Below are 23,988 nucleotides of genomic sequence, written 5' to 3' on the forward strand. Positions count from 1 at the left end.
CTTCGCGATGCTGCAGCGCTTCCTGCCGTCGGGCCGCAGCGTCGCGATCGGCGTGCCGTTCCTGTGGCTTGCCGTGTTCTTCGCGCTGCCGTTCGTGCTGGTGCTGAAGATCAGCTTCGCCGACCAGGTGATGGGCATCCCGCCGTACACGTCGCTCGTCGAGATGAAGGACGGCGTGGTGCACTTCGCGCTGCAGCTGTCGCACTACGCGTTCCTGCTGCAGGACGACCTGTACATCGCGACCTACCTCAGCTCGCTGAAGATGGCCGCCGTATCGACGGTGCTGTGCCTGCTGATCGGTTACCCGATGGCGTACTACATCGCGCGCTCGGAACCGAACCGCCGCAACGTGCTGATGATGGCCGTGATGCTGCCGTTCTGGACGTCGTTCCTGATCCGCGTGTACGCCTGGATCGGCATCCTGAAGGATGACGGCCTGCTGAACCACACGCTGATCGCGCTCGGCATCATCCACACGCCGCTGCGCCTCTACCACAGCGACGCGGGCGTCTACATCGGGATGGTCTATTCGTACCTGCCGTTCATGGTGATGCCGCTGTACGCGCACCTCGTGAAGATGGACCTCACGCTGCTCGAAGCCGCGTACGACCTCGGTGCGAAACCGTGGGTCGCGTTCACGCGCATCACGCTGCCGCTGTCGAAGAACGGGATCATCGCCGGCAGCCTGCTGGTGTTCATCCCGGCAGTCGGCGAGTACGTGATTCCGGAACTGCTCGGCGGCGCCGACACGCTGATGATCGGCCGCGTGATGTGGGATGAATTCTTCAACAACATGGACTGGCCGATGGCGTCGGCCGTGACGGTCGCGATGGTGATGCTGCTGCTGGTGCCGATGGCGCTGTTCCAGTACTACCAGGTCAAGGAACTGGAGGACGCGAAATGATCAAGCCGAGCAAACCGCTGTCGACGGGCGTCCTCGCCTTCGGCTTCCTGTTCCTGTACATCCCGATCATCAGCCTGGTCGTGTACTCGTTCAACGAGTCGAAGCTGGTGACGGTGTGGTCGGGCTTCTCGCTGAAGTGGTACTCGGCGCTGCTGGACGACGACGAGCTGCTGAACGCCGCGTGGCTGTCGCTGAAGATCGGCCTGCTGACCGCGACCGCATCGGTCGTGATCGGCACGTGGGCGGGCTTCGTGCTCGCGCGCTTCGGCCGCTTCAAGGGCTTCACGCTGTACACGGGGATGATCAACGCGCCGCTGGTGATTCCGGAAGTGATCCAGGGCATCTCGCTGCTGTTGCTGTTCGTTGCGCTGGAGCAGATGTTCGGCTGGCCGAAGGGTCGCGGGATGGTGACGATCTGGATCGGTCACGTGATGCTGTGCGTGTCGTACGTGGCGATCATCGTGCAGTCGCGCGTGAAGGAGATGAACAAGTCGCTGGAAGAGGCGGCGCTGGATCTCGGCGCGACGCCGCTGAAGGTGTTCTTCGTGGTGACGCTGCCGCTGATCTCGCAGGCGCTGCTGTCGGGCTGGCTGCTGTCCTTCACGCTGTCGATCGACGACCTGGTGCTGTCGGCGTTTCTTTCCGGGCCGGGCTCGACGACGCTGCCGCTGGTGGTGTTCTCGCGCGTGCGGCTGGGGCTGAACCCGGAGATGAACGCACTGGCGACGCTGTTCATCACGGCCGTGACGATCGGCGTGATCGTCGTGAACCGGATGATGATCGCGCGTGAACGGCGCCGCATCGCCGACATGAAGGCGGCGTTCGCGGTGGCGTGAGAGGGGGCGCGGGGCAAAGGCATGAACGCGGCTGGCCGGCCGCGTGATGCGTGACGAAGGCGGCGGGCGTACCAGCACGGCATGCCCGCCGACGCGCTATAGTCGTACGATTCCCGCCGGCGGTGTTGCATGTCCGGCGGACTCTCTCTTCGACCGAACCCGCCCCATGACAACGCAACCCGACGTTTCCATCCGGCTCACCGACACCGGGCAGCCGGCCGCACACGACTTCATCAGCCGCAAGCTCGGTGAATTCAATCACGCGATGACGGGGCGCGCCGACGCGGCCGCGCTCGACGTGTATGTCACCGATCCCGCGACCGGCGAGATCCTGGGCGGCCTGACGGGGCGCACGTCGCTCGGCCTCTTCTTCATCGATCTGTTCTACCTGCCCGAATCGCTGCGCGGCGGCGGCTTCGGCAGCCGGCTGCTGCGCGAGGCCGAAGCGGAAGCGAAACGACGCGGATGCGCGCGTGCGGTGCTCTACACGATCTCGTTCCAGGCGCCGGATTTCTACCGGAAGCAGGGCTACGAAGCGTTCGGCGAGGTGCCTTGCGAGCCGGAAGGGACGTCGCGCGTGTTCATGGTGAAGGTGCTGTAACCCGGTTCGATCGCCTTGCGTCGCGTGCTCAGATCGTCGTGGCGATCGCCTTCGGCACGTAGCTGGGGTGCGCGACCGGATCGACGAACAGGCCTCTGAATGACCCCTCGCCGTTCTTGTCGGATATGAACGTCGGTGTGGCCGGATCCAGCATGCGGCGCCAGAATGCGTCGCGGCGTGCGATGTTGTCGATCGTCTGCTCCCTGCCGAGGATCTTGCCGGTGATCGTTGCATCCTTGTCGCTGAGGCCGCCGCTGAGAAAGAACGGGCAGCTCGATGGAAGGGGAAGCGTTCGACGGATCTCCGACCAGCACAGCGTGCCGATGCCCTGACGGCACAATTCAGGCGGCAGGATGAAGTCGCCGACGTGCATCTCGAACGACCGCTGATCCAGTGGAAACCATTTGCCGTCGAACGGGAATTTCCTGACCTGGGTGGTCGATCCGGATGACGTTTCCGGGTAGTCGAGCTCGACGGTCACGCGCCCGGTGCAGTACCGGTAGGAAGCGGTGTCCGGCTTGTCGAGCGTGTGCACGATCGTCATGGTCACGTTCGGCGCGTGTTGCAGATTGCTGATCAGGTATCGATGCCGCGTGGTGTTCATGGTGCGGATCCTTCGGTAAGCACGATTACGCGGCTCGAACGCCGGCATCCCGGCGCCGCCCCGTGCGAACCGCCACGGGGCGCATGCCACGCGTATCAGCAATGCTCCAGCGCGTAAGACAGGTCGGCGATCAGGTCGTCCGGATGTTCGAGCCCGACCGACACGCGAATCAGCCCCTCCGACACACCCGCCGCCGCACGCGCATCGGCCGGTACGCCCGAATGCGTGGTCGACGCCGGATGGCAGATCAGCGATTCCGTGCCGCCGAGACTGACCGCGGACTTGAAGAGCGTCAGGTGGTTGATGAACCTGAACGCCTGCTCGCGGCCGCCATCGAGGATGAACGCGAACGTCGAGCCGGGCCCGGTGCACTGGCGCTGATAGACGGCCTGGTAGGCCGGATCGTCGATGAGCTCGGGGTGCAGCACGCGCACCGGCCGATGCGGATTTCCGGCGAGCCAGCGAGCGACGGCGCTGCCGCTGCGGGCGGCCTGCTGCATGCGCAGCACGAGCGTTTCCATCGAGCGCGTGATCATCCACGACGAATGCGGGTCGAGCTGCGAGCCGAGCGTGCTGCGGACCGAGCGGATCTTCGTGATCAGCGCGCGGCTGCCCGTGACACCGCCGGCGACGAGATCGCTATGCCCGCCGATGTATTTCGTCAGCGAGTACACGCTCAGGTCGATGCCTTGCCGCGACGGCTTCTGGTACAGCGGCCCGAGCAGCGTGTTGTCGCAGACCGATAGCGGGCGATAGCCGTGGCGCGCTTCGAACGCATCGATCTCGCTGCGCAGCCCTTCGAGGTCGAACAGCGCGTTGGTCGGATTGGCGGGCGTCTCGATGTAGCACATCCGCACGTTGCCCTTTTGCGCGGCCGCTTCGAGCGCGGCGCGGATCGTGCTGGTGGACAGCCCGTCGGCGATCACTTCGGAGCGGATGCCCCACTCGGGCAGGAACTTCGAGATCAGCGTCTCGGTGCCGCCATACAGCGGCACGGACTGGACGACGCAGTCGCCCGGCCGCAGGAACGTCAGCAGGATCGCGGCGATGGCCGACATGCCGCTCGACGTCACGACGGCCGCTTCGGAATCGTCGAGCAGCGCGAGGCGATCCTCGACGATCTCCAGGTTCGGGTGATTGAAGCGGCTGTAGACGAGGCCCGCGCCTTCGCCTTCGGGGGAAGGCTTGCGTCCGGCCACGACGTCGAAGAATTCGGCGCCGTCCTCGGCCGTGCGGAACGCGAACGTCGACGTGAGGAACACGGGCGGCTTCACCGATCCTTCCGACAGGAACGGATCGTAGCCGTACGACATCATCTGGGTTTCGGGATGGAGTTCCCGGTCTGCAATCTTGCGCTTGTGATAGTTGCGATAGGCCATGCAGTGCTCCGTGCAGGGGTGGTGAGGAACGGCCGTTGCTGCGGTGGCATGACGCGCGCGGCGCCGGGTAGGCACCGGCCGTTGCGACCGCGTGTGGCGATACTACCCCGAAGGCGCTGCTTCGTGACCCACCCCCTGACACTATCGTCAGGGTGTCGCCTGCTCGACGATCATGTCGTACAACGCACGGGCGGCCGGCGACAGTTGCGCGCTCTTGCGCGTGACGAGCACGAGCGTGCGCGACACCGCCGGCTCGACGAGCTCGATCGTGCGGATCATCGGATACGCGTTCTTCTGGATCGCGAGCTTCGGCACCACGGCCGCGCCGAGCCCTTCCGCGACGAGCCCGAGCGCCGTCGAGCTGCGCTGCACTTCGTAGAACGAATGCAGCGACACACCGCTCGTTTTCAGCGCGCCGTCGAGCAGCCCGCGATTGCCGCTCACTTCGCCGGCGAAGATCAGCGGATGCGGCTGCAGCGCGGCCCAGCGAATGCGCCGCCGCTTCGCGAGTGGATGATCGTCGCGGCACACGAGCACGTACGGATCGCTCGTCAGCGGGACGTTGACCAGTTCGGGATGCTGGTCGCCGGCGATGCCGATGCCGAACTCGGCCTCGCGATGCAGCACGGCCTGCAGCACCGACGCCGACGCGTGATCGAGGATCTTCACGCGATCGTGCGGCCGGTGCGCGGAGAAGGCGCGCAGGATGCGGGGCAGGTATTGCACGCCGACCGTCGGCACGCACGCGATCGTGACGTCGCCGCGCTGGCTCAGGCCGGTTTCGCGAATTTCGGTGAGCGCATCGGACAGCTCGTTCAGCAGCCGGCGCGCTTGCGGCAGGAAACGCCGGCCGATTTCGGTGAGTGTGGTGCGGCGCGTGGTGCGCTCGACGAGCGCGACGCCGAGAAAGGTTTCGAGCTTGCGCAGCCGTTGCGTGATGGCTGTTTGCGTGACGTGCAGCGTTTCGGCTGCCTGCCGGAAGCTGCCGCCGTCGGCGATTGCGACGAAGGCCTGGACACCGAGCGTATCGATTTTCATCAGATATTTGAATCAATCACGATATTAAATTCATTTTACTGAACTCCGTGACGATCGCAGAATGCGGTGCATCGACGGCCGCCGGCATCCCATCCGCGTAGAAGGCGAGGCCGTCCACGCCGACCAGGAGAAACGACATGACGACCCCACTCGATCGATACGCCGCCCAGTACGTGCAATTCGAGGACGAGCGCACGCGACCGATCCGCGATCTGCTGGCCGCCGTGCCGAACACGCCGATCCATACCGCGATCGACATTGGCTGCGGGCCCGGCAATTCGACGGAGGCGCTGCTCGCACGTGCGCCGGACGCAACGGTTCACGGGATCGATGCATCGGCGGACATGATCGACGCCGCGCGCAAGCGCCTGCCGGACCTGCGTTTCGATGTCGTGGATATTTCCACCTGGGACGATCCGGGCGGCTACGACCTGATTCTCGCGAATGCGGTGCTGCAATGGGTGCCCGCGCACGACACGCTGTTTCCGGCGCTCGTCGGCCGGCTCGCGCCGGGCGGTCATCTCGCGGTGCAGATGCCCGACAACCTCGATGAACCCGCGCACCGGCTGATGCGCGAAGTCGCCGCGGCCGGGCCGTGGGCGGACAAGCTGAAGGGGGCGGCACGCACCGAGCGGTTCGACGCGCGCTACTACCACGCGCTGCTTTCGCCGCTGTGCTCGCGTGTGGACGTATGGCGCACGACTTACTACCACCCGCTGCGCGGCGGCGCCGACGCGGTCGTCGAATGGTTCAAGGGCAGTGCGCTGCGGCCGTTCCTCGCGGCGCTCGACGAGGGCGAGCGTACCGCGTTTCTCTCGCAGTATCACGACGCGATCGCGGGGCCGCGCGGCTATCCGGCGCTCGCCGACGGCACCGTGCTGCTGCCGTTCCCGCGCCTGTTCATCGTCGCGACGCGGACGTAAAGCGGCAATGATTCGGTCATGAAGCGCGGGCGGCCGTGCGTCAGCCCACCGGCCGCACCGATTCCGGGTCGACCGTGCGAATCCGCGCGGTCTGCCCGTCGCGCAGGTCCTTGTACCAGAACAGCGCGACTTCACCGTCGTTCTCGTCGTCGGCATACAGCAGGCGATCGTGACCGCCCAGCACGAAGCCCGAACGGGCATACGTGCTGCATGCGGCGATGTTGTTCGACTGCGTTTCCAGCCGCATGAAGCCGAACCCATGGCTGCGCGCCCACGATTCGGCGGTCGCCAGCAGCAATTGCCCGATGCCTTGCCGCCGGCAGTGGCGATCGACGGCCAGCTCCGCGATCTCGGCCATCCCGTTCCAGCTCTGGCCGATGGCCACGAACCCGGCGAGCCGGCCGCCGGCCGTCGCGCGAAAGAGCGCCGTCTTGCCGGACGCCTCGTCCGCCCAGCCGGCCGGATCGAAGCCGTAGTGCTTGCGCCGCGTCGGTAGTGTGCGGAGATCGAGCAAGTCCTGATACGGCGCGTTCAATTCCCAGGCGATGTCGAACGAGAAGTCGCACCGGTCCAGTTCGTCGGCGGGCAGCCCGCTCGTCTGTTCGATGCTGATGTGCTCGGTTCGGTCCATGTGTCGGTGTCCTGTTTTCTGCGGGATGGCGTGGTGGTGTCCGTGATGCGATTGCCGGCGCCATGATGAGCGCCGCATCGCGTTTGTTCTTGCTTCGATTTCTTGCACCTGCACAATTCGCCGCGCACGCGGCCGGCACAGACTGGCTGCGTCCGTGGCGGTGGAGCGCGGTCAGGCGATGAACCGGACGGTGACGCAAACGTGTGCGGGGCTCGCACGCCGGTTGAGGCGCTCGTTCAACCGCCTGATTATGCTGGATTTCGGCGTGGGCCCCGTGTTTGCTTCGGTGCGGTGACGGCCGCCTGTGTCGTGCATTCGATCCGCGAGGCCGTTGGCCGCATGTGGATGAAAGACGACAGGAACCCGAATAATTGTTTACCGTTTGGTGACAAATCGATATATTCCGAAAAATATATCGAAGGTCGTGGCGTCGTCAGGCGTCACGTCGTCCACCGCTCCACGAAAGCCGGAAGAGATTCTGACCTGCATCGCCGGAGCAACGCGTCGTCGCGGCATGCGCAACCGGAGCGCACGCTGACCGACGCTGCAACACGAGCGGCCGCCCCCGCGGCATGCCGCTTCAGCAAGCCCACACTGGCATCGAAACGGAACATCGTGCACGCGCATGAGGTGTTGGTGCGTGTGGCGATCCTGTGGCTTGCGCTCGTTCATCAGTCGGTTCTTCGTCAATACGCCGCGCGTCACGCTGCGAGGCAGGCGCGCGCGTCAACAACAAAAGGAAGTGAGCATGAAAAAGACCATCGTGGCCGCGGCCGCACTCGGGATGTTCGGCGCCGCCGCGCACGCGCAAAGCAGCGTCACGCTCTACGGGTTGATCGATGCGGGTATCACGTATTCGAACAAGGTCGCGACGACGGGCGGGCACGACAAGCTCGTCAAATATGGTGACGGCGTCGCGTCGGGCAGCCGCTGGGGCATCCGCGGCACCGAGGATCTCGGCGGCGGGTTGAAGGCGCTGTTCGTGCTGGAGAACGGCTTCAGCAGCGGCGATGGCTCGATCGGCCAGGGCGGCGCGATCTTCGGCCGCCAGGCGTTCGTCGGCCTGTCGAAGAACGGGATCGGCTCGCTGACGTTCGGCCGCCAGTACTCGTTCTCGACCGACTACATCGGCGCGAACTATTCGATGGGCAGCCAGACGCCGGCCGGCAACTACGCGTATCACATCAACGACCTCGACCAGCTGACGTCGAGCCGCATCAACAACGCGGTGAAGTTCCAGAGCGCGAACTTCGCGGGCCTGACGTTCGGCGCGATGTACGGCTTCTCGAACTCGACGCAGTTCGCGGGCACGCCGACCACGACCGGTGCGAACGGTTCGCAGGGTTCATCGAGCGCGTACAGCTTCGGCGCGAACTATGCGCAAGGGCCGTTCGGCATCGGCGCCGCATACACGAACATCCGCTTTCCGAACGGCGCACAGCCTGCATTCGGCGTGAGCATCGCGAACGTCAACACGCAAGGGTTGCGCGACCTCGAGACGGTCGGCGTCGGCGCGCGCTATACGATCGCGGCGGCGCTCGTGTGGGCGAACTGGACGCACACGAAGTTCGTGCCGCTGTCGGGTGAAACGTCGAAGCTGAACAACTACGAAATCGGCGGCCGCTATGCGTTCACGCCGGCCCTGAGCGGCGGTCTCGGCTATACGTTCTCGAAGCTCGACGGCCGCTACGACGGCAAGTGGCACCAGGTCAACGCGGCGGTCGACTATGCGCTGTCGAAGCGTACGGACGTGTACGTGAGCGCGGCCTACCAGAAGGCGTCGGGCAGCAACACGATCAACGGCCGCGTGGTGCCGGTGCAGGCCGAGATCGGCTCGTCGGGATCGTTCATCGGCAACGCGGGCGCGAACACGCAGTTCGTCACGCGGATCGGCCTGCGTCACAAGTTCTGATCCAGCGCACACACACGCTGACGGGCGCTCCATCGGGGCGCCCGTTTTGCTGTGGCGTACGACGAAGCGCGAGTCGGCACCGATTGGCGAATCGATATATTCTCCTGTGCATATCGAAACGACGAACGACTGACCACCCCCCTTTCACCCGCACGGGAGCACCATCTTGAATTCGACGCACCGCGAAGCCGTCGGCGAAGCCTTTTCGCTCGACGCGATGCAGCACGCAAGAACCATGACATGGCAGGCGGTCGACGCGATCGCCGAGGGCATCCGGCCCGGCATGCGGGAATCGGAGGCCAACGCGCTGGGGTTGAGCGTGCTGAAAGCGCTCGGGATGGACCGGATCTGGCATCCGGTGCTCGTGCGTTTCGGTGAAAACACGCTGCGCACGTTCAAGGAGCGCTCGGTGGCGGACCCCGTCCTCGCCGACGACGACATCTTCTTCATCGACCTGGGCGCGGTATGGGCGAAGCATGAGGGCGACGCGGGCGCGACGTTCGTGCGCGGCGACGATCCCGACATGCACGCGTGCGCGCACGCGGCGCGCGTGATCTACGACGAAGTCGAGCATCACTGGCGCACCACCGGCTGCGCGGGCATCGCGTTGTACGAATTCGCCGCGCAACGCGCCGATGCGCACGGCTTCCGGCTGAACGTCGACATCAAGGGGCATCGCGTCAGCGACTTTCCGCACGCGATCTACAAGGCCGGCAATCTCGGCGACTTCGATGCCGCGCCGGCGGCCGGGCTGTGGATTCTCGAAATCCAGATCGCGCACCCGACACGGCCGTTCGGCGCGTTCTACGAGGATCTGCTCGTCTAGCGCGTGTCGTACGGCTGGAAAAGCATTCGGGCGCAACGGGGTACGTCGCGCCCGAATGCGTGTCGGCCCCATGCGGGCGGCCGACACGGTCCGGCCCTGCCGTCAGATGGTGATCGTGACGGGGCCCGCGAGCGGCGTGTAGCCGTCGTCGAACAGGTACCACGCGTCGTACTGCCCCGACGCCAGCGCGCTGTTGGCCGTGGACGAGAACAGCAGCGAGCCGCTGCTTTTCGGCAGATACGCCCACGACTTGTAGCTGCCCTTGGTCGGCTGCGCGCCATGCGCAAAGATGCCGACCCAGTTCTTCGGGCTGTGGCTCCACGGCGGCGCAACGTAGTCGAACCGCAGCGTGCCGAACGTCGAGCCCTGCGACGCGAGCGACGCGACGAACTTCTTGCTGGTATTGCCGATCGCCGAATCCGTGAGCAGCGCGCCGGATTGCGTCTGCACGCAGCCGGCCACACGACGCAGGAAGTTCGGGTCGTTCGCGTCGCGGATGCTGGCGTCGTACCAGCCGGCGTCGCCGTACCACGTGACCGCTTGCGTCGCGCCGGCGGCGACGGTGAACGACTGCTTCGTGTTCATCCCGTACGCGTTGTCGGTGAGCTGGAACGTCGTCGCGCTGGCGCCGGCCGAGTTGTCGAGCGTGATCTGCACGTTGCCGTTCGCCACGTCGTAGCACAGGCTGATTTCGGCGGTCGATCCCGTGTTGCCGGACGAACCGATGCTGCCGCGGAACGTCTGCAGGAAACCGTTCGGCCCGTAGACCGAATAGTCGTAGCTGCCGCCGCTGTTCAGCGCGAGCGAATCCGACAGGTTCGCGCACTGGCTCGCGCCGGCCGCGATCGTGTAATGGCGGGGGATCGTGCTCGTGCCGTCGACCCACGCCTGCAGGTGCACGCCGGCCGTGCCGGTGTTGGTCATCGTCAGCGCCAGCGTGTGGCCGGCGCGGTTGACCTTGCCTTGCACGAAGAACTCGTAGGGCAGGCGGCAGGCGGTGCTGCGGCCGGTGGCCTGCGCCGGCACCGCGGTGGTGGTCGGGTAGGGGATCGGGACGGTCGAGCCGTTCGGGTTCATGTTGCTCGCCGGCGGCTGGATCGCGGGCACCGTCTGGTCCGTGTTCGAGAAATCGAAGGCCGACGTCAGGTCGCCGCACACCGTACGCCGCCACGGCGTGATGTTGGTTTCCTGCAGCCCGAAGCGCGCTTCCAGAAAGCGGATCACCGAGGTGTGATCGAAGACCTGCGAGTTGACCTTGCCGCCCTTCGACCACGGCGAGATCACGAACATCGGCACGCGCGGGCCGAGCCCGATCGGTACGTCGCCGCTGGCCGAGCCGTCCGATGCGGCGCCGCTGCTGGCGACGAATTCGGCGGCCGTCGAGACCGTCGACTGGCCGGTGCCGGCAGCGGAGCTGGCCGGGACGGCCGGCGGCATGTGATCGAACAGGCCGTCGTTCTCGTCGTACATGACGAGCAGCACCGTGCTGGCCCATACCGCCGGATTCGACGTCAGCGCATTCAGGACGTTGCTGACGTACCATTCGCCGCCGCTCGCGGCCCACGACGGATGTTCGCAGTAGGCGTAGGGCGCGGCGATCCACGACACCTGCGGCAGCGTGCCGTTGGCGACGTCGGCGCGCAGCTGGCTGAAGAGGTTGGTGTCGTATTCCTTGCCGCCGCCGGACGGATCGATCTGCGTGCCGTTGAGCGCCGGCGCGAGCGGATCGTTTGCGCCGAGGTTCTGGTATTGCTTGAAGTTCAGGATGACGTTGTCGCCGTAATTGCCGTTCCACCAGAGATCGCTTTTGGAGCCGTTGTATTCGCCGTAACCATGGCCGGCATCCAGGCCGTTGCCCTTGTCCTGGTAGAACTTCCACGTGACGCCGGCCGTGTTCAGGCGCTCCGGCATCGTGGTCCAGCCGGTGCCCGTCATCGTGTTGGTCGTGTACGGCGAATAGCCGGTGACGTTGCCGCAGCACCCGGTCCACAGATACAGCCGGTTCGGGTCCGTCGGGCCGAGCATCGAGCAATGGTACGCGTCGCACACCGTGAACGCGCTCGCGAGCGCGTAGTAAAACGGAATGTCGTTCTGCGTGAAGTAGTACATCGTGCCGCTGGTCTTCGCGTCGGCCCAGTTGTCGTAGCAGCCGTTGTTCCACGCACTGTGCGTGCCGCTCCAGCTGTGGTCGAGGTCGCCGTAGTAGGTGTCGCCGTTCGCGGTGCCGGAGGGCGGGGACGGGTTGAACGGAAACACGTAGGACGTCAGCCAGGGCTGGCGCCACACCGGATACCCGCTCGAGATCACGACCGGCCGCGGGTCGCCGAAGCCGCGTGCGCCGCCCAGCGTGCCGAGGTAGTGGTCGAACGAGCGGTTTTCCTGCATCAGGATCACGACGTGCTTCACGTCCTGGATCGTGCCGGTCACGGTGGCAGCCGGAATGGCCTGCGCGCGTGCGATGCTTTCGGGCAGCATGCCCGTGATCGCGGTGGCGCCGGCGAGCTTCAACGCATCGGCGAGGAATTGACGTCGTGTTGTGGGTTTGTTTTGCATGATCGCTCTCTGTCGTGGATGGCTGGCCTCGCGGCCGGCGTCGGTCAGTGGCACGCGCTCGCGCAGTGCAGGACAGGCGTGGACGCCGCGCCCGGAGCGGCGGCGCGAGCGGCCGCCACGCTGGCTGCCGTGCCCGAGTCGCCATCGCCGCAAGCGGCCAGCGTGCACAGGAGTGCGATCACGAAAACGCCGCGCCAGTGCGGAAAGCGGCTTTCCGTCCGGCTCGACTTGACGATTGGCTTTCGATCCGATTCGAATCGGATTCCTGAATGATCGAGACTGTTGCTGCGTGCTCCGTATTTCATTACCCCTCCAGACATGAAAATGGACAGCAGAGAATATCGCCCGAATCAGAACAACTTCATGACAGGCCACCCGCGCGTGCCTGCCACTTGCAACAGCTTCGAGTCGGGATTGGTGGCGACCGGATGCGTGACGTAATCGAGCAGCGGCACGTCGTTGATCGAATCGCTGTAGAAGTAGGTGCGTTCGAAATCGGACGGCGCGTAGCCGAGTGACGCGAGCCATGCGGTCGTGCGCACGATCTTTCCTTCGCGGAAGCTCGGCACGCCCGTACTGCGCCCGGTGAATGCGCCGCCGGGCGTGCCGTCGTCGGTATCGAGCTCGATGCCGAGCAGGTGCTCTATGCCGAATTCCGCCGCGATCGGCTGCGTGACGAAGACGTTGGTCGCCGTCACGATGCAGCAGAGGTCGCCGTTCTCGCGATGCCGGTCGACCAGCTCGCGCGCCTGCGGCGTGATCGCCGGACGGATCACTTCGTCCATGAATCGTGCATGCCAGCGTTCGAGCACCTTGCGCGGATAGCGGGAGAGCGGCGCGAGCGTCACGGCGAGATACGCGTCCATGTCGAGCGTGCCGGCCGCATAGTGACCGTAGTGCTCGTCGATCAGCGCCACGTGCGCGTCGTCTTCCCGCCAGCCCACTCGCGTGATGAAGCGGCTCCACGCCTGGTCGCTGTCGAGCGGCAACAGCGTGTGGTCGAGGTCGAACAGCGCGAGATTCTTGTACATGGGTGGTTCCTTGTGTTGCGTGTTCAGGCGCCGATGAGCTTCTCGATCGCGTCCTTCGCGTTCTTGCCGTCGATGGTCGTGACGCCGTCGAGCCATTTCGACAGCACGCCGGGGTTCTTCTTCGCCCATTCCTTCGCGACGGCGACCGGATCGGCGTGATTCATGATCGGCACCATCAACTGGTTCTCTTCGTCGGTCGTGAACTTCAGGTTGGTCAGCAGCCGGCCGACGTTCGGGCAGCGTTCGAGGTAGCCGGGCGTGACGAGCGTGTAGACCTTCGCGGAGCCGTAGTTCGGGCCGAACACGGTATCGCCGCCGTCGAGATAGGCGATCTTGTAGTTGATGTTCATCGGATGCGGCTCCCACGCGAGGAACACGATCATCCGGTGCTCCTGCACCGCGCGCGTCACTTGCACGAGCATCCCGGCCTCGCTCGATTCGACCAGCTTGAAGCCGCCGAGCCCGAACTCGTTCTTGTCGATCATCCGCTGGATCAGCGCGTTGCCGTTGTTGCCGGCGCCGATCCCGTAGATCTTGCCGTCGAGCTGGTCGCGGAACTTCGCGATATCGGCGAAGTTCTTGAGGCCCTTGTCGGACGCGTATTGCGGCACGGCCAGCGTGTAGCGCGCGCCGATCAGGTTGGGCTGCGGCAGCTGGTGGACGGCGCCGGCGTCGACGAACGGCTTGACCGTCGACGTCATGCTCGGATCCCAGTAGCCGAGGAACGCGTCGATCTGCGCCTTCTTCACGCCGGCCAGCACGATCGGCGGCGACGCGATCGTCTTGGTCGCCTCGTAGCCGAGCCCATCGAGCAGCATCATCGCGACGCCGGTGGTGGCGGCGATGTCGCTCCAGCCGACATCGCCGAGCGTCACCTTTTTGCAGACGTCGCCTTCCGACGCGTGAGCGGGGGCCGTCGCCAGCGCCGCCAGCAGTGTTGCGGCCAGCATCCATGCCTTCTTCATCATGTGGGTCTCCTAAGCAAGTGTTCCGGATCGTGTTGCCTGAATGGTCTGACGATTGATCGTGCTGATCGGATGAAACAAACGAACTTGGGTCTGGCTTTGTAGTTTTGCGTACCGTATATTAGAACGCACAAAATCGCAAGATCGCACAAAAATACAACCTGCCGGTTGCCGGGTTGGGCGACGGGCGGGTGAGGGCGGGAAGAATCGGGCGACGGCCCAGGCGGGCCGTGCTTCATCAGGTAGACCAGGCAAAGCAAGGAGACCTCGCATGATCAGTCAGCTGGAAATCGTGTCCCGCCTGTTGCTGGCGGCATTGCTCGGCAGCATCGTCGGCATCGAGCGCGAGCGCCTGTCGTGGGCGGCCGGATTGCGCACGCACATGCTGGTGGCCGTGGGCGCTGCGCTCGTGATGGTCGTGTCGGCGTTCGGTTTCGCGGATATCCAGAACGCGAAGAACGTGTCGCTGGACCCGTCGCGCGTCGCCGCGCAGGTCGTGTCGGGCATCGGCTTCCTCGGCGCGGGCTCGATCATGCTGCGTGGAGAGATCATCCGCGGCCTGACGACCGCGGCGAGCCTGTGGGTCGTGGCGGCGGTCGGGCTGGCCGTGGGCGGCGGCATGTACGTGGCCGCGATCGCCGCGACGGCGATCGTGCTCGCGATCCTGGCCGGCCTGAAGCCGATCGAGAAGCGCTTCTTCGCGGTGCGGCAGCGCTGGGGCGTGCGGATTCTCGCGAGTCGCGGCGCGGTGAAGCTGACCTCGCTGCAGGCGATGCCCGGCATCGACCAGGCGCGCATCGTCCAGTTCATCATCGAACAGGACGACGCCGCGCCGGACGACGATCGCATCCACGTGGTGTTTTCAAAGATGACGAGCAGCGAGGTCCAGGCGGTCCGTCAATCCCTGCAGACCCTCGTCGGCATCAAAAAGTTGGAGGAGAGCGCAGCCTAGTTCGCCATTCGAATAACATTGACGTTCATTCCGAGGACATTCCATGTGGCAAGAAGAGCGATACCAGAGGATCCGGCTTCTGTTATCGAAGATGCAGCGCGTTTCCACCGACCGGATCATGGCCGACCTGAACGTGTCGCGGGAAACCGTGCGGCGAGATCTCGTCGACCTCGAGGCGCTCGGTGAACTGAAGCGCGTACATGGCGGTGCGGTGCAGGTGGGCGACGAAGCGCCGATCGCCGAACGTGCGCAGACGCACGTGAAGGCGAAGCTGGCGATCGCCCGCGCGGCGGCCCGGCTGGTCACGGGCTCGCAGACGCTGTTCATCGACGCGGGCACGACCACGACGCTGCTGGCCGAGGAACTGGCGAAGCTGTCGGGCCTCACGATCATCACGAACTCGATCGACGTCGCACTGAAGATGCGGTCGAGCGACCCGACGCACGCGAACAACGAAACGATCCTGCTCGGCGGGATGATCGGCAGCCGCGCGGCAGCAACCGTCGGCGACGGCACGGTGGCAGAAATTTTCCGCTATCGCGCCGATCTCGCGCTGCTGTCGCCGGTGGGCGTCGATGCCGTGCGTGGTGCGACCAACTACGACCGGATGGAAACCGAAGTGGCGCGCGCGATGGTCAGCAACGCGGCGGACGTCGCGATCCTGGCCGATTTCAGCAAGCTCGGCACGAACAGCCGGATCGGCTTCTGCGAGCCGGCGCGGATCGGCACGCTGGTGACGGACGCGAAGGCGGAATCGGTCGACAGCTACAAGAGCCTCAAGAAAGCCATCAAGCACATCGTGCTGGCGTAGCGCCACGCAGTGCGGGGCACGATCGGCTGTCGTTATGCCGCCCATGCGGCGCGCATTCTGTCGGCCGGTTTTTTAGCGGCGTAATATATCCGTCGATACAACGCAGGCGCGCCTACCGGCGGGCCGTCATGGAGGCGGGCGATGGAGATGGCAGGGACGGCGGCGCCTTCGGCGCATCAGGCGGCGGCAGGCTCGATCGCGCTGACGGGCGCATTCGAGCGGCCGATGACGGTGACGCTCGACGACCTGCGCCGGCACGCGAGCGCGACGGCCGAGCCGTTCGACCTGCGCTGCTTCACGACGAACCGCTTCATTCGCTCGGTCGCGCCGTATCGCGGCGCGCGGTTGAAGGACCTGCTCGACGCGGCGGGCTTGCGCAACGACGCGCCGGGCGACTTCAAGCGCATGGTGTTCATCGCGCATGCGCACGACGGCTACGCGGTCACGTTTTCCTGGCATGAGCTGTTCAACACGCCCGTCGGCGAACACGTGATCGTCGCGTTCGAATGCGGCGATGCGCCGCTGTCGATCGACGACGGCGCACCGCTGTTGTTCTCGGGCGCCGATCTCCTGCCCGCGCCGCGCCACGTGAAGCGGCTGGCCGGCATCGTCGCGCGCGTGCTCGAGCTCTGAACCGGCACGCGCCGCACCGGCCATCGTGTATGCTTGCCCGCATCGTTCAAACGGCGGGACAACATGAAGACACCGGCACACCCCAAGCCTGAGGTGCGGTTCAGGATGCGTATCCAGCAAGCCGACACGATCGCGCTCGGGCCGGGCAAGGTCGCGCTGCTCGAAGCCGTGCGCGAGCACGGTTCGATTTCGGCGGCGGCGCGCAGCCTGAAGATGTCGTACCGGCGTGCGTGGTTGCTGATGGACGAACTGAACCGCTCGCTGAAATCGCCGGCGACGGTATCCGAACATGGCGGGCAGAGCGGTGGCGGCAGCGTGCTCACGCCGGTCGGCGAGGAGATCATCCGGCTCTATCGCGGGATCGAGGCGCGTGCTTACGCGGCCTGCGCCGACGACATCGCCGCGCTTACGAAAATGGTGCGGCGCTGAAGGGTGCGCTTACGCTGACAACAGGCTTTCACTGCTCCGCTGAACGGCCGCGTGCAACGCATGCGGCGAAGCGAGCCATGCCCTAGCCGTGTCGCAGGCAGAAGCGCGGCGTGTCGCCCGTGGCGGCATCCGGCGCGATGACGTCGCGCGCCTGCGCATCGAGCCGCCCGATCAGTTCGACGAAACTGGCGACGCTCGCCGTCCGCAACGGGTAGTACGCGATGTGGTGGCGTTCGCAGATGCGCTTGAGCAGGTTCATCGAATCGTGGTCGATACAGTCGACCGGGAACACGACCATCTGTGCGCCCGGTAGCGCCGCTGCCAGCAGGCCCTTGCGATCCTCGATGCCGCCGTCGTGCAGCGTCACCTCGCCGCCCGCCGTTTCGACGATCCGCCTGATCGCGCGGTTCGAGCCCGGACGCCCGCCGACATAGACCAGACGCGTACCCTGAAGGATCGACAGCGGATCGGCTGCGCGTTCGGCTGGATCGTCCGCCGACGCCTGCACCGCCTGTTCGATCGCGCTCGCTTCGGCGCGCAGCGTTTTCACCATCGCCATCAGGTCGTCGAGCCGCGCGCGCATCGCGCGGGCGCTCGCCTGTTCCGCGGCGATCCGCTGCTCGGCTGCCTCGCGGCGGCTCGTGTGCAGCGCGAGCCGTTCGTCGCGCGCAGCCAGCGCTTCGCGCAGTTCGTGCACTTCGTCGCGCAACACGCTTTCAGCCGCCAGCGGCTGTGCGTTCTGGCGCGCGGCGAGGGCGTCCCGTTCCTGCAGCGCCGCGTCGCGCTGCGCGCTCATTTCGTGCAGGCGCGCCTGCTGCCGTTCGATCTTCGCGAGCAGCGCCGCATTCTCTTCCTCCAGCGCGACCAGCCGCCGGATGTCCGCGCGATTGGCCGAGCCGACCAGGTGCGACAGCATGTGCAGGTCGCCGAACGCGGCCTGGCGCACGCCCATCGTCGTGCGCGGATGCGTCATCAGCGCCCAGTAGGCGGGCGGAATGTCGCCACTCTTCAGCGCCTCCTTCCAGCGTGCGAGGAGTTCGTCCGCGTCCTTCGCGCTGTCGAACGCGCGAATCGCGCCGGCGTAGCGCTCGTCGAGCGCCTTGTGTAACGCCTTGGCGCCGGCCGTGCCGTCGATCGCGAGCTCGACGGCCGCGTGATGGATCTCGAGGTCGGTCGCGTGCTGGCGGTCGAGGTCGGCAAACTTCGGCACGAGCCTGCGCAGTTCGTGCGTGGTCAGGCAGGTGCCGATGATCGAGCAGTGCAGGTTCGCATCGAGTTCGGACAGGCGCGTGCGGCGCTTCAGTTCGGTCAGTTGCGCACGCGACGGCGCGCAGCATGCGTCGACCCGCACGCCGGTTGCCGCGGGCAAATTACCGCCGGGTGACGAGAGATCCGCCGTGCGGGCAAGGCGAAAGGGCGGAGCGTGCATGTTGACCTCTGTCCGGCGTGGTCTAGCCGGAGACGGATGCGCGAAAGATTCGCGAAATATACCACGGAATATAACGCACGAAATTCCGGGGAAATCATGGAGCAAGGCCGCATGGCGCGGTCAGCAGAGCGCGATTGAATGGTCGGCGAGCGGCAGTGCGGCAGGGGCCGGGGCTGCGGCCTCGGGCGAAACGGGGAGCGATGCCGGCGCATGACGCGCCATCACGTACTCGACGCACAGCCCGACGAACAGCACATCGACGCGCTCCAGCGCGGCGACCGCGTCGCGCATCGCGGCCGGGTCGTTGCTGAACGAATCGGAGAACACGTCGTCGCGCGTGCGTTCGAGGCGGCGCGCGTGGCCGATCACCCGTTCGAGTTCGGGCAGGCGCGTGAAGCGGGCGGCGCGGGCTTCGTCTTCGAGCGTCGACAGCAGTTCACGAAAACCCAGGGCGGACAGCGCATCGTCCGGCATGTCGTCGGCATGCGCGGCCGAGAACATCCGGATGAAGCGCACGACGCTGCCGCGCAGGCGCCGGAACGCGTCGACGACATCCGTGACCTGCTGCGCGCGCGCGTCGCTCGACAGCGGCCTGAGCGCGCTGATCTTGCGCGCGAGCGGCTGTTCCCGTGCGGCGCGCTGCGGGGCGCGGTCCGTCGGCGTGCGGGGCATGGTGAGTCTCCGGAAGTGCAGGTATCGATATATTTTACGGAATATATCGAGTGCGCAGAAAAAGACGGCACCGTGGGTGAGGCACGGTGCCGTCAACGGCCTGGGCGGCCGACTGGTCAGTCGATGGGGCTTACGGCCGTTCCGAACGTGGCCGTGACGCGGGCGGACATGCTGCCGGGCAGGAGGATCTTGCGCGTGGCCGGACACCTCCGGCCCAAGGCCGTCGCGAACGCGCCTAATGCTGCCGCGTCACCGCCGCCGGCAGTCCGGCGGCCCGGGCGCCTGCCGTTTCGTCCACGGTCGTCCGGCCGCCGTCGTGAAAGAACGCCTGCTCGGCCGCATTGTTCATCACGAGGATGCTGATGCGGCGATTGGTCGGCTCGTCCGCCACGTTCTTGTCGAGCGGCAGGACATCCGCGAGCCCGCGCACCTGGAGCAGCTTGTCTTCCCGCAACCCGCCCGCGACCAGTGCACGCCGCGCCGCGTTCGCGCGATCGCTGGAGAGCTCCCAGTTCGAATAGCCGGTGGAACCGTCGGGATACGGCGTCGAATCGGTGTGCCCCGCAATCGATACGCGGTTTTCGACATCGTCGAGCGCCGTACCGATCTGGCTGAGGATCGCGGTGGCATAGCTTTCGGGTTGCGAACTACCGGACGCGAACATCGGGCGCTTGAGCGAATCGACGATCTCGATGCGCAAACCCTCGTTGGTGATCGCGATCCGGATCTGGTCCTGGTACGCGCGCAGCGACGGGCTTTGGGCGATCGCCGCGGTCAGCTTCGCCTTCAGGCGTTCGAGCTTTTGCGTGTCGACGTTGCCGGCGAGTGCCGTGGGCGAGCTGGCCGGCACCGGTTGCGCTTTCGAGTCGATCGCCGGCGCCGGGTCCGTCATGTCGCGGCCGCCACCCTGCACGACGCTCGGTCGCGGCGCCTGCCCATCCTTCCCGCCGGACAGGAGCGTCGACAGCGGCGTGTTGAAGTAGTCCTCGATCCCCTGCTTGTCGTACTTGGAGACCGAGCCGAGCAGCCACATCAGCAGGAAGAACGCCATCATCGCCGTGACGAAATCGGCGTACGCGATTTTCCATGCGCCGCCGTGGTGGGCGTCGTGGTCCTCGCCCTTCTTGCGACGCACGACGACGAGCGATGCCGCGACGGACTGTTTCGACGGGTTGGAGCGACTGTCGGCCATGGCGCCTCCGTTACGCGGCCTTGGGCGACTTCGTCGCGCGGACGGCCTCGTCGAGCTCCTTGAAGCTCGGGCGATCGGCCGTGAACAGCACCTTGCGGCCGAATTCCACCGCCACCGGCGGCGCGTAGCCGCTCATCGACGCGAGCAGCACGGCCTTCACGCACTGGAACGGCTTGGCCGCCGCGCGGCCCTTCGCGTTGAGCAGATCCGCGAGCGGACCGACGAAGCCGTACGCGAGCAGGATGCCGAGGAAGGTGCCGACGAGCGCGCCGGCGATCATCTTGCCGAGCACGGCGGGCGGCGCGCCGACCGAGCCCATCGTATGCACGACCCCCATCACCGCGGCGACGATGCCGAACGCCGGCAGGCCGTCCGCCATCTTCTGGATCGCATTGGCCGCGACCGACGCCTCCGCATGGTGCGTATGCAGTTCCTCGTCCATCAGGTCCTGCATCTCCAGCACGTTCACGTTGCCGCCCGACATCATCCGCAAGTAATCGACGATGAAGTCGAGCAGGTGATGGTCTTCGAGCACGTGCGAATACTTCTGGAACAGCGGGCTTTGCTCGGGTGCATCGACGTCGGCCTCGAGCGCCATCATGCCGTCCCGGCGCGCCTTCTGCAGCAGCTCGTACAACAGCGCGATCAGTTCGACGTACTGCTGCTTCGTATAGCCGCCGCCCTTGAAACAGGTCGGCAGGGTCTTGATCGTCTTCTTCAGCGTCGTGACCGGATTGCTGACGACGAATGCACCCAGCGCGGCGCCGAAAATGCACAGCAACTCGAAGGGTTGCAGCAAGGCCGGCAAATGGCCGCCCACGCCGACAAAACTGCCGATCACCGACCCGATGACGACGATCCACCCGATGGCTACAAACATGATTACCTCGTCCGCGACTTGCGCTGCTGCATCCGTTGTTCAAAAGCGAGCGGGGCGCCTGGATGCCCCGCTCCATGCCCGCGATGGCGCCGATTTGCTGCAAGACGACGTCGATCGGCGGGTGTTGATGCAATAACGGCGATCGTCTGGACAACTGAACCCGTGATTCCACGGATCGCGCGTGATGCATGCGTTGCACACGTTTGCACCTGCCGTTCTGCGCGGTTTTCTTGATCGAAGTCAAAAAATGCGCGGCCATCGCGCGAATGCATGGAGGGATGCGAGCGGGAAACGGGGCGGGAGTGACGCAACCGACTTCCAAAAAGGGACGTCGCGGGATACCGGGGAGCGCGGCGCGCATCGCCGCACGAACGGTCGGGGCCGCAACCCGGCAGGGTTTTCATCAGGACATCAGGAGCGCCGCACGATCCATCATGGCGAAAGCGCTGTCGCCGCCAACCGCAGGAGGGATACAGTGACGTCCGATCCCACTCCCCCGACCGCCTTCGTGTTCGCCGGCGGCGGCAGTCTTGGCGCGATCGAGGTCGGCATGCTCCGCGAACTGGTCGCGAGCGGCGAACGGCCCGGTTGCGTCATCGGCGCGTCGGCGGGCGCGATCAATGCCGCCTATTTCGCCGGCCGGCCGGACGCGGACGGCGTCGCGATGCTTGAAGCGCTGTGGTGCAGGATCCGCCGCCAGGACGTGATGCCGTTCTCGATGCGCAGCCTCATCGCGATGCTGCTGCGCAACCGGCCGCATCTGGTCGAGGCCGATGCGCTGCGCCTGCTGCTGGAAAGGAACCTCCCGTACCGGCGGATCGAGCAGGCCGCGTTGCCGCTCCACATCGTTGCGACCGACGTGCTGAGCGGCCGCGAAGTCGTGCTGTCCGCCGGCCCGGTCGTGGATGCCGTGCAGGCCAGCGCCGCGATTCCCGGCGTGTTTCCGTCGGTCAGCATCGGCGGTGTGGAACTCGTCGACGGCGGCGTCGCGAACAATACGCCGATCTCGGTGGCGATCGCGCTCGGCGTCAAGCGAATCGTCGTGCTGCCGGCCGGGTTCGCCTGCGCGTTGCGCGTCCCGCCACGCAGCCCGATCGCGCATGCGACGCACGCGCTGACGCTCGTGATCGCGCGGCAACTGGTGCGCGATCTGGAGCTGTACGGGGCGCGCGCGCAAATCCATGTCGTGCCGCCGCTCTGTCCGCTGGAAGTGTCGTCATACGATTACTCGCAGTGCGCGCAACTGATCGACAAGGCCGCGGAACGCACGCGCGCGTGGATCGATGAAGGCGGGCTCGCGGCGTGCGCGATTCCTGGCCCGCTGCGCGAGCACGACCATGCGGCGGCGTTGTCGCATTGAGGGGGCTCGCGCGCCGTGCAAACGCATGATCGACGCACGTCGGTTGCCGGGCCGCTTCCCGGAACGCTACAAAAAAAACGGCACCGTGCCACGAGACACGGTGCCGCCAACGGCCTGAACGGCCGCACTGGTCAGTCGATCGCGCGCATCGCGTGGCGCAGTTCCTGATAGCTGCGCAGCCCTGCCACGCCGAGTTCGCGGCCGATGCCGCTGAGCCCGAAGCCGCCCCAGCACACGTGCGGGTAGATGAGCTGCGGCGCATTGATCCACACGAGCCCCGCGCGCACGCGCTGCTGGAATTGTTTCGCGATGGCCGCATCGCGCGTCACGACGGTCGCGACGAGCCCGTAGCGCGTGTCGTTCGCGAGCGCGATCGCTTCGTCGTCGGTGCGGAACGATTTCACGCATGCGACGGGGCCGAACACTTCGTCGGTCCACAGCGGGTTGTCGGCGGCCGGCTCGGCAATCACGACAGGCGCCATGAAGAAGCCGTCGCCGCCGGCATCCGCCACGCGGCCGCTGAAGGCGACGCGTGCGCCCGCATCGATGCCTTGCTGGAGCATCGCTTCGACGCGCGTACGCTGCGCGGCCGAAATCAGCGGCCCCATCGCGACCTGTTCCGCGGCGGGCGGCGCGACGACGAGCGCGCGCACGGCCGTCTCGAACGCGGCCATGAAGCTGCGGTACACGCTGTCGTGCACGAGGATGCGCGCGGTGGCCGAGCACATCTGGCCCGCGTTCGTGAAGGCGCCTGCGACCGCGAGCGACACCGCGACGTCGAGATCGGCGTCGTCGCGCACGATCAGCGACGACTTGCCGCCGAGTTCGAGCGTCACGCGCTTCATGTCGACGGCGGCGGCCTGCATGACCTTGCGGCCGGCCGCGGTGCTGCCGGTAAACGAGATCTTGTCGATCAGCGGATGCGCGGTCAGCGCCGCGCCGACCTCGGCGCCGCCGTTCACGACGTTGACGACGCCGGCCGGCACGCCGGCTTCGGCGACGATGTCGAGCAGCGCGTGCTCGGTCGGCGACGTGAGTTCGGACGGCTTCAGCACGACCGCGCAGCCGGCCGCGAGCGCGGGCGCGAGCTTCCACGCGGTCGTGACCATCGGGAAGTTCCACGGCATGACGAGCGCCGCGACGCCGACGGAATCGTAGAAGCGCTCGGCCGTGACGGCGTCGCTCGGCAGCGCGACCGGTTCGGCCGCGAACAGCGCCGGGTCTTCGCACAGCTTCGCGTAGTACGCGAACGTGGCGGCGACGTCGCCGACATCGGCGTCGGCCTCGAACGGCGGCTTGCCGCTCACCTGCATCTGCAGCGCCGCCAGGCGATCGCGCGACGCTTCGACGCGCTCGGCGATCGTCGCGAGAATGCGGCCGCGTTCGGCGGGCGGCGTATCGCGCCAGCCGGCGAACGCGTCGCGCGC

At 66.3% G+C, this 23,988-nt stretch carries 23 protein-coding genes; 11 read left to right on the plus strand and 12 right to left on the minus strand.

The window, feature by feature from the left end; genetic code table 11:
• The 3 genes from G3N93_RS12300 to G3N93_RS12310 all read left to right on the plus strand — a co-directional run.
• The coding region (locus G3N93_RS12300) for an ABC transporter permease subunit (RefSeq protein WP_206133108.1) at positions 1 to 904 on the plus strand (904 nt) is incomplete at its 5' end.
• Positions 901 to 1,740, plus strand: coding sequence for an ABC transporter permease subunit (locus G3N93_RS12305; protein ID WP_174937575.1), 840 nt, complete (start codon positions 901 to 903; stop codon positions 1,738 to 1,740). The genes G3N93_RS12300 and G3N93_RS12305, both read left to right, overlap by 4 nt.
• Positions 1,741 to 1,906: 166 nt before the next feature.
• Complete coding sequence (locus tag G3N93_RS12310) at positions 1,907 to 2,341, plus strand: GNAT family N-acetyltransferase (RefSeq protein WP_206133109.1); 435 nt, start codon at positions 1,907 to 1,909, stop codon at positions 2,339 to 2,341.
• A gap of 28 nt (positions 2,342 to 2,369) precedes the next feature.
• Here G3N93_RS12310 and G3N93_RS12315 read toward each other — a convergent pair whose 3' ends face one another.
• From G3N93_RS12315 to G3N93_RS12325, 3 genes are all read right to left on the minus strand, one after another.
• Entirely contained in the window at positions 2,370 to 2,993 is a 624-nt protein-coding gene (locus G3N93_RS12315) for a hypothetical protein (RefSeq protein ID WP_174937885.1), read from the minus strand.
• Between the two features lie 47 nt (positions 2,994 to 3,040).
• Positions 3,041 to 4,324 carry a cystathionine gamma-synthase family protein gene (locus tag G3N93_RS12320; RefSeq protein ID WP_206133110.1) on the minus strand — a complete coding sequence of 428 codons (1,284 nt, stop codon included), beginning with the start codon at positions 4,322 to 4,324 and terminating at the stop codon, positions 3,041 to 3,043.
• Positions 4,325 to 4,471: 147 nt separating this feature from the next.
• Positions 4,472 to 5,362: a LysR family transcriptional regulator gene (locus G3N93_RS12325; RefSeq protein WP_011356397.1), complete on the minus strand. Its 891-nt coding sequence runs from the start codon at positions 5,360 to 5,362 to the stop codon at positions 4,472 to 4,474.
• 137 nt (positions 5,363 to 5,499) lie between these two features.
• Between G3N93_RS12325 and tam the strand changes: the two genes are divergently transcribed.
• The gene (gene tam / locus G3N93_RS12330) at positions 5,500 to 6,285 is read left to right on the plus strand and encodes a trans-aconitate 2-methyltransferase (protein WP_174937891.1); all 786 of its coding nucleotides are present in this window, start codon (positions 5,500 to 5,502) and stop codon (positions 6,283 to 6,285) included.
• 40 nt (positions 6,286 to 6,325) lie between these two features.
• Here the strand turns inward: tam and G3N93_RS12335 are convergent, their stop codons facing one another.
• Positions 6,326 to 6,916, minus strand: a complete 591-nt coding sequence (locus G3N93_RS12335; RefSeq protein WP_174937893.1) for a GNAT family N-acetyltransferase — start codon at positions 6,914 to 6,916, stop codon at positions 6,326 to 6,328.
• 748 nt (positions 6,917 to 7,664) lie between these two features.
• Between G3N93_RS12335 and G3N93_RS12340 the strand changes: the two genes are divergently transcribed.
• Both G3N93_RS12340 and G3N93_RS12345 read left to right on the plus strand, forming a co-directional pair.
• On the plus strand, positions 7,665 to 8,828 hold the full coding sequence (locus G3N93_RS12340) for a porin (protein WP_174937894.1): 1,164 nt from the start codon (positions 7,665 to 7,667) through the stop codon (positions 8,826 to 8,828).
• A 166-nt stretch (positions 8,829 to 8,994) separates the two neighbouring features.
• The gene (locus G3N93_RS12345; RefSeq protein WP_174937896.1) at positions 8,995 to 9,654 is read left to right on the plus strand and encodes a M24 family metallopeptidase; all 660 of its coding nucleotides are present in this window, start codon (positions 8,995 to 8,997) and stop codon (positions 9,652 to 9,654) included.
• Positions 9,655 to 9,756: 102 nt separating this feature from the next.
• Here the strand turns inward: G3N93_RS12345 and G3N93_RS12350 are convergent, their stop codons facing one another.
• The 3 genes from G3N93_RS12350 to G3N93_RS12360 all read right to left on the minus strand — a co-directional run bounded on the left by G3N93_RS12350 (position 9,757) and on the right by G3N93_RS12360 (position 14,206).
• A complete protein-coding gene (locus G3N93_RS12350) occupies positions 9,757 to 12,207 on the minus strand; it encodes a phosphocholine-specific phospholipase C (protein ID WP_206133111.1) in 2,451 nt (816 codons plus the stop codon).
• A 350-nt stretch (positions 12,208 to 12,557) separates the two neighbouring features.
• Positions 12,558 to 13,238 carry an HAD family phosphatase gene (locus tag G3N93_RS12355; RefSeq protein WP_174939900.1) on the minus strand — a complete coding sequence of 227 codons (681 nt, stop codon included), beginning with the start codon at positions 13,236 to 13,238 and terminating at the stop codon, positions 12,558 to 12,560.
• A gap of 23 nt (positions 13,239 to 13,261) precedes the next feature.
• The gene (locus G3N93_RS12360; RefSeq protein ID WP_174939902.1) at positions 13,262 to 14,206 is read right to left on the minus strand and encodes a choline ABC transporter substrate-binding protein; all 945 of its coding nucleotides are present in this window, start codon (positions 14,204 to 14,206) and stop codon (positions 13,262 to 13,264) included.
• Positions 14,207 to 14,474: 268 nt separating this feature from the next.
• On the opposite strand from G3N93_RS12360, the gene G3N93_RS12365 reads away from it, so the two are divergent.
• The 4 genes from G3N93_RS12365 (at position 14,475) to G3N93_RS12380 (ending at position 17,028) form a co-directional block, all read left to right on the plus strand.
• Complete coding sequence (locus G3N93_RS12365; RefSeq protein WP_174937906.1) at positions 14,475 to 15,155, plus strand: MgtC/SapB family protein; 681 nt, start codon at positions 14,475 to 14,477, stop codon at positions 15,153 to 15,155.
• Between the two features lie 43 nt (positions 15,156 to 15,198).
• Positions 15,199 to 15,966, plus strand: coding sequence for a DeoR/GlpR family DNA-binding transcription regulator (locus G3N93_RS12370; RefSeq protein ID WP_174939906.1), 768 nt, complete (start codon positions 15,199 to 15,201; stop codon positions 15,964 to 15,966).
• 141 nt (positions 15,967 to 16,107) lie between these two features.
• Positions 16,108 to 16,599: a molybdopterin-dependent oxidoreductase gene (locus G3N93_RS12375; protein ID WP_174937910.1), complete on the plus strand. Its 492-nt coding sequence runs from the start codon at positions 16,108 to 16,110 to the stop codon at positions 16,597 to 16,599.
• A 105-nt stretch (positions 16,600 to 16,704) separates the two neighbouring features.
• Positions 16,705 to 17,028, plus strand: a complete 324-nt coding sequence (locus tag G3N93_RS12380; RefSeq protein ID WP_034188511.1) for a winged helix-turn-helix domain-containing protein — start codon at positions 16,705 to 16,707, stop codon at positions 17,026 to 17,028.
• A gap of 82 nt (positions 17,029 to 17,110) precedes the next feature.
• Here the strand turns inward: G3N93_RS12380 and G3N93_RS12385 are convergent, their stop codons facing one another.
• From G3N93_RS12385 to motA, 4 genes are all read right to left on the minus strand, one after another.
• Complete coding sequence (locus tag G3N93_RS12385) at positions 17,111 to 18,457, minus strand: DUF2325 domain-containing protein (RefSeq protein WP_206133112.1); 1,347 nt, start codon at positions 18,455 to 18,457, stop codon at positions 17,111 to 17,113.
• A gap of 120 nt (positions 18,458 to 18,577) precedes the next feature.
• Positions 18,578 to 19,129: a hypothetical protein gene (locus tag G3N93_RS12390; protein ID WP_206133113.1), complete on the minus strand. Its 552-nt coding sequence runs from the start codon at positions 19,127 to 19,129 to the stop codon at positions 18,578 to 18,580.
• A gap of 235 nt (positions 19,130 to 19,364) precedes the next feature.
• On the minus strand, positions 19,365 to 20,321 hold the full coding sequence (gene motB, locus G3N93_RS12395; protein WP_174939911.1) for a flagellar motor protein MotB: 957 nt from the start codon (positions 20,319 to 20,321) through the stop codon (positions 19,365 to 19,367).
• 10 nt (positions 20,322 to 20,331) lie between these two features.
• Positions 20,332 to 21,201 carry a flagellar motor stator protein MotA gene (gene motA / locus G3N93_RS12400; protein WP_011356381.1) on the minus strand — a complete coding sequence of 290 codons (870 nt, stop codon included), beginning with the start codon at positions 21,199 to 21,201 and terminating at the stop codon, positions 20,332 to 20,334.
• Between the two features lie 475 nt (positions 21,202 to 21,676).
• Here motA and G3N93_RS12405 point away from each other — a divergent pair, with 475 nt between their 5' ends.
• Positions 21,677 to 22,561 carry a patatin-like phospholipase family protein gene (locus tag G3N93_RS12405; RefSeq protein WP_174937918.1) on the plus strand — a complete coding sequence of 295 codons (885 nt, stop codon included), beginning with the start codon at positions 21,677 to 21,679 and terminating at the stop codon, positions 22,559 to 22,561.
• A gap of 131 nt (positions 22,562 to 22,692) precedes the next feature.
• Here G3N93_RS12405 and G3N93_RS12410 read toward each other — a convergent pair.
• Positions 22,693 to 23,988, minus strand: a 1,296-nt coding sequence (locus G3N93_RS12410) for an aldehyde dehydrogenase family protein (RefSeq protein ID WP_206133114.1), incomplete at its 5' end; no start/stop codon positions are given.

The sequence above is a fragment of the Burkholderia sp. Se-20378 genome, from assembly GCF_017104665.1.
GTDB lineage: Bacteria > Pseudomonadota > Gammaproteobacteria > Burkholderiales > Burkholderiaceae > Burkholderia > Burkholderia lata.

Bases quoted from the DNA above. Each gene is read 5' to 3' on its own strand.
- G3N93_RS12325 (WP_011356397.1), bottom strand. From the start codon at position 5,362: ATGAAAATCGATACGCTCGGTGTCCAGGCCTTCGTCGCAATCGCCGAC.
- G3N93_RS12385 (WP_206133112.1), bottom strand. From the start codon at position 18,457: ATGCACGCTCCGCCCTTTCGCCTTGCCCGCACGGCGGATCTCTCGTCA.
- G3N93_RS12305 (WP_174937575.1), top strand. From the start codon at position 901: ATGATCAAGCCGAGCAAACCGCTGTCGACGGGCGTCCTCGCCTTCGGC.
- G3N93_RS12375 (WP_174937910.1), top strand. From the start codon at position 16,108: ATGGAGATGGCAGGGACGGCGGCGCCTTCGGCGCATCAGGCGGCGGCA.
- tam (WP_174937891.1), top strand. From the start codon at position 5,500: ATGACGACCCCACTCGATCGATACGCCGCCCAGTACGTGCAATTCGAG.
- G3N93_RS12335 (WP_174937893.1), bottom strand. From the start codon at position 6,916: ATGGACCGAACCGAGCACATCAGCATCGAACAGACGAGCGGGCTGCCC.
- motB (WP_174939911.1), bottom strand. From the start codon at position 20,321: ATGGCCGACAGTCGCTCCAACCCGTCGAAACAGTCCGTCGCGGCATCG.
- G3N93_RS12320 (WP_206133110.1), bottom strand. From the start codon at position 4,324: ATGGCCTATCGCAACTATCACAAGCGCAAGATTGCAGACCGGGAACTC.
- G3N93_RS12365 (WP_174937906.1), top strand. From the start codon at position 14,475: ATGATCAGTCAGCTGGAAATCGTGTCCCGCCTGTTGCTGGCGGCATTG.
- G3N93_RS12310 (WP_206133109.1), top strand. From the start codon at position 1,907: ATGACAACGCAACCCGACGTTTCCATCCGGCTCACCGACACCGGGCAG.
- G3N93_RS12355 (WP_174939900.1), bottom strand. From the start codon at position 13,238: ATGTACAAGAATCTCGCGCTGTTCGACCTCGACCACACGCTGTTGCCG.
- G3N93_RS12315 (WP_174937885.1), bottom strand. From the start codon at position 2,993: ATGCCGGCGTTCGAGCCGCGTAATCGTGCTTACCGAAGGATCCGCACC.
- G3N93_RS12370 (WP_174939906.1), top strand. From the start codon at position 15,199: ATGTGGCAAGAAGAGCGATACCAGAGGATCCGGCTTCTGTTATCGAAG.
- G3N93_RS12340 (WP_174937894.1), top strand. From the start codon at position 7,665: ATGAAAAAGACCATCGTGGCCGCGGCCGCACTCGGGATGTTCGGCGCC.
- motA (WP_011356381.1), bottom strand. From the start codon at position 21,201: ATGTTTGTAGCCATCGGGTGGATCGTCGTCATCGGGTCGGTGATCGGC.
- G3N93_RS12360 (WP_174939902.1), bottom strand. From the start codon at position 14,206: ATGATGAAGAAGGCATGGATGCTGGCCGCAACACTGCTGGCGGCGCTG.
- G3N93_RS12380 (WP_034188511.1), top strand. From the start codon at position 16,705: ATGCGTATCCAGCAAGCCGACACGATCGCGCTCGGGCCGGGCAAGGTC.
- G3N93_RS12390 (WP_206133113.1), bottom strand. From the start codon at position 19,129: ATGCCCCGCACGCCGACGGACCGCGCCCCGCAGCGCGCCGCACGGGAA.
- G3N93_RS12350 (WP_206133111.1), bottom strand. From the start codon at position 12,207: ATGCAAAACAAACCCACAACACGACGTCAATTCCTCGCCGATGCGTTG.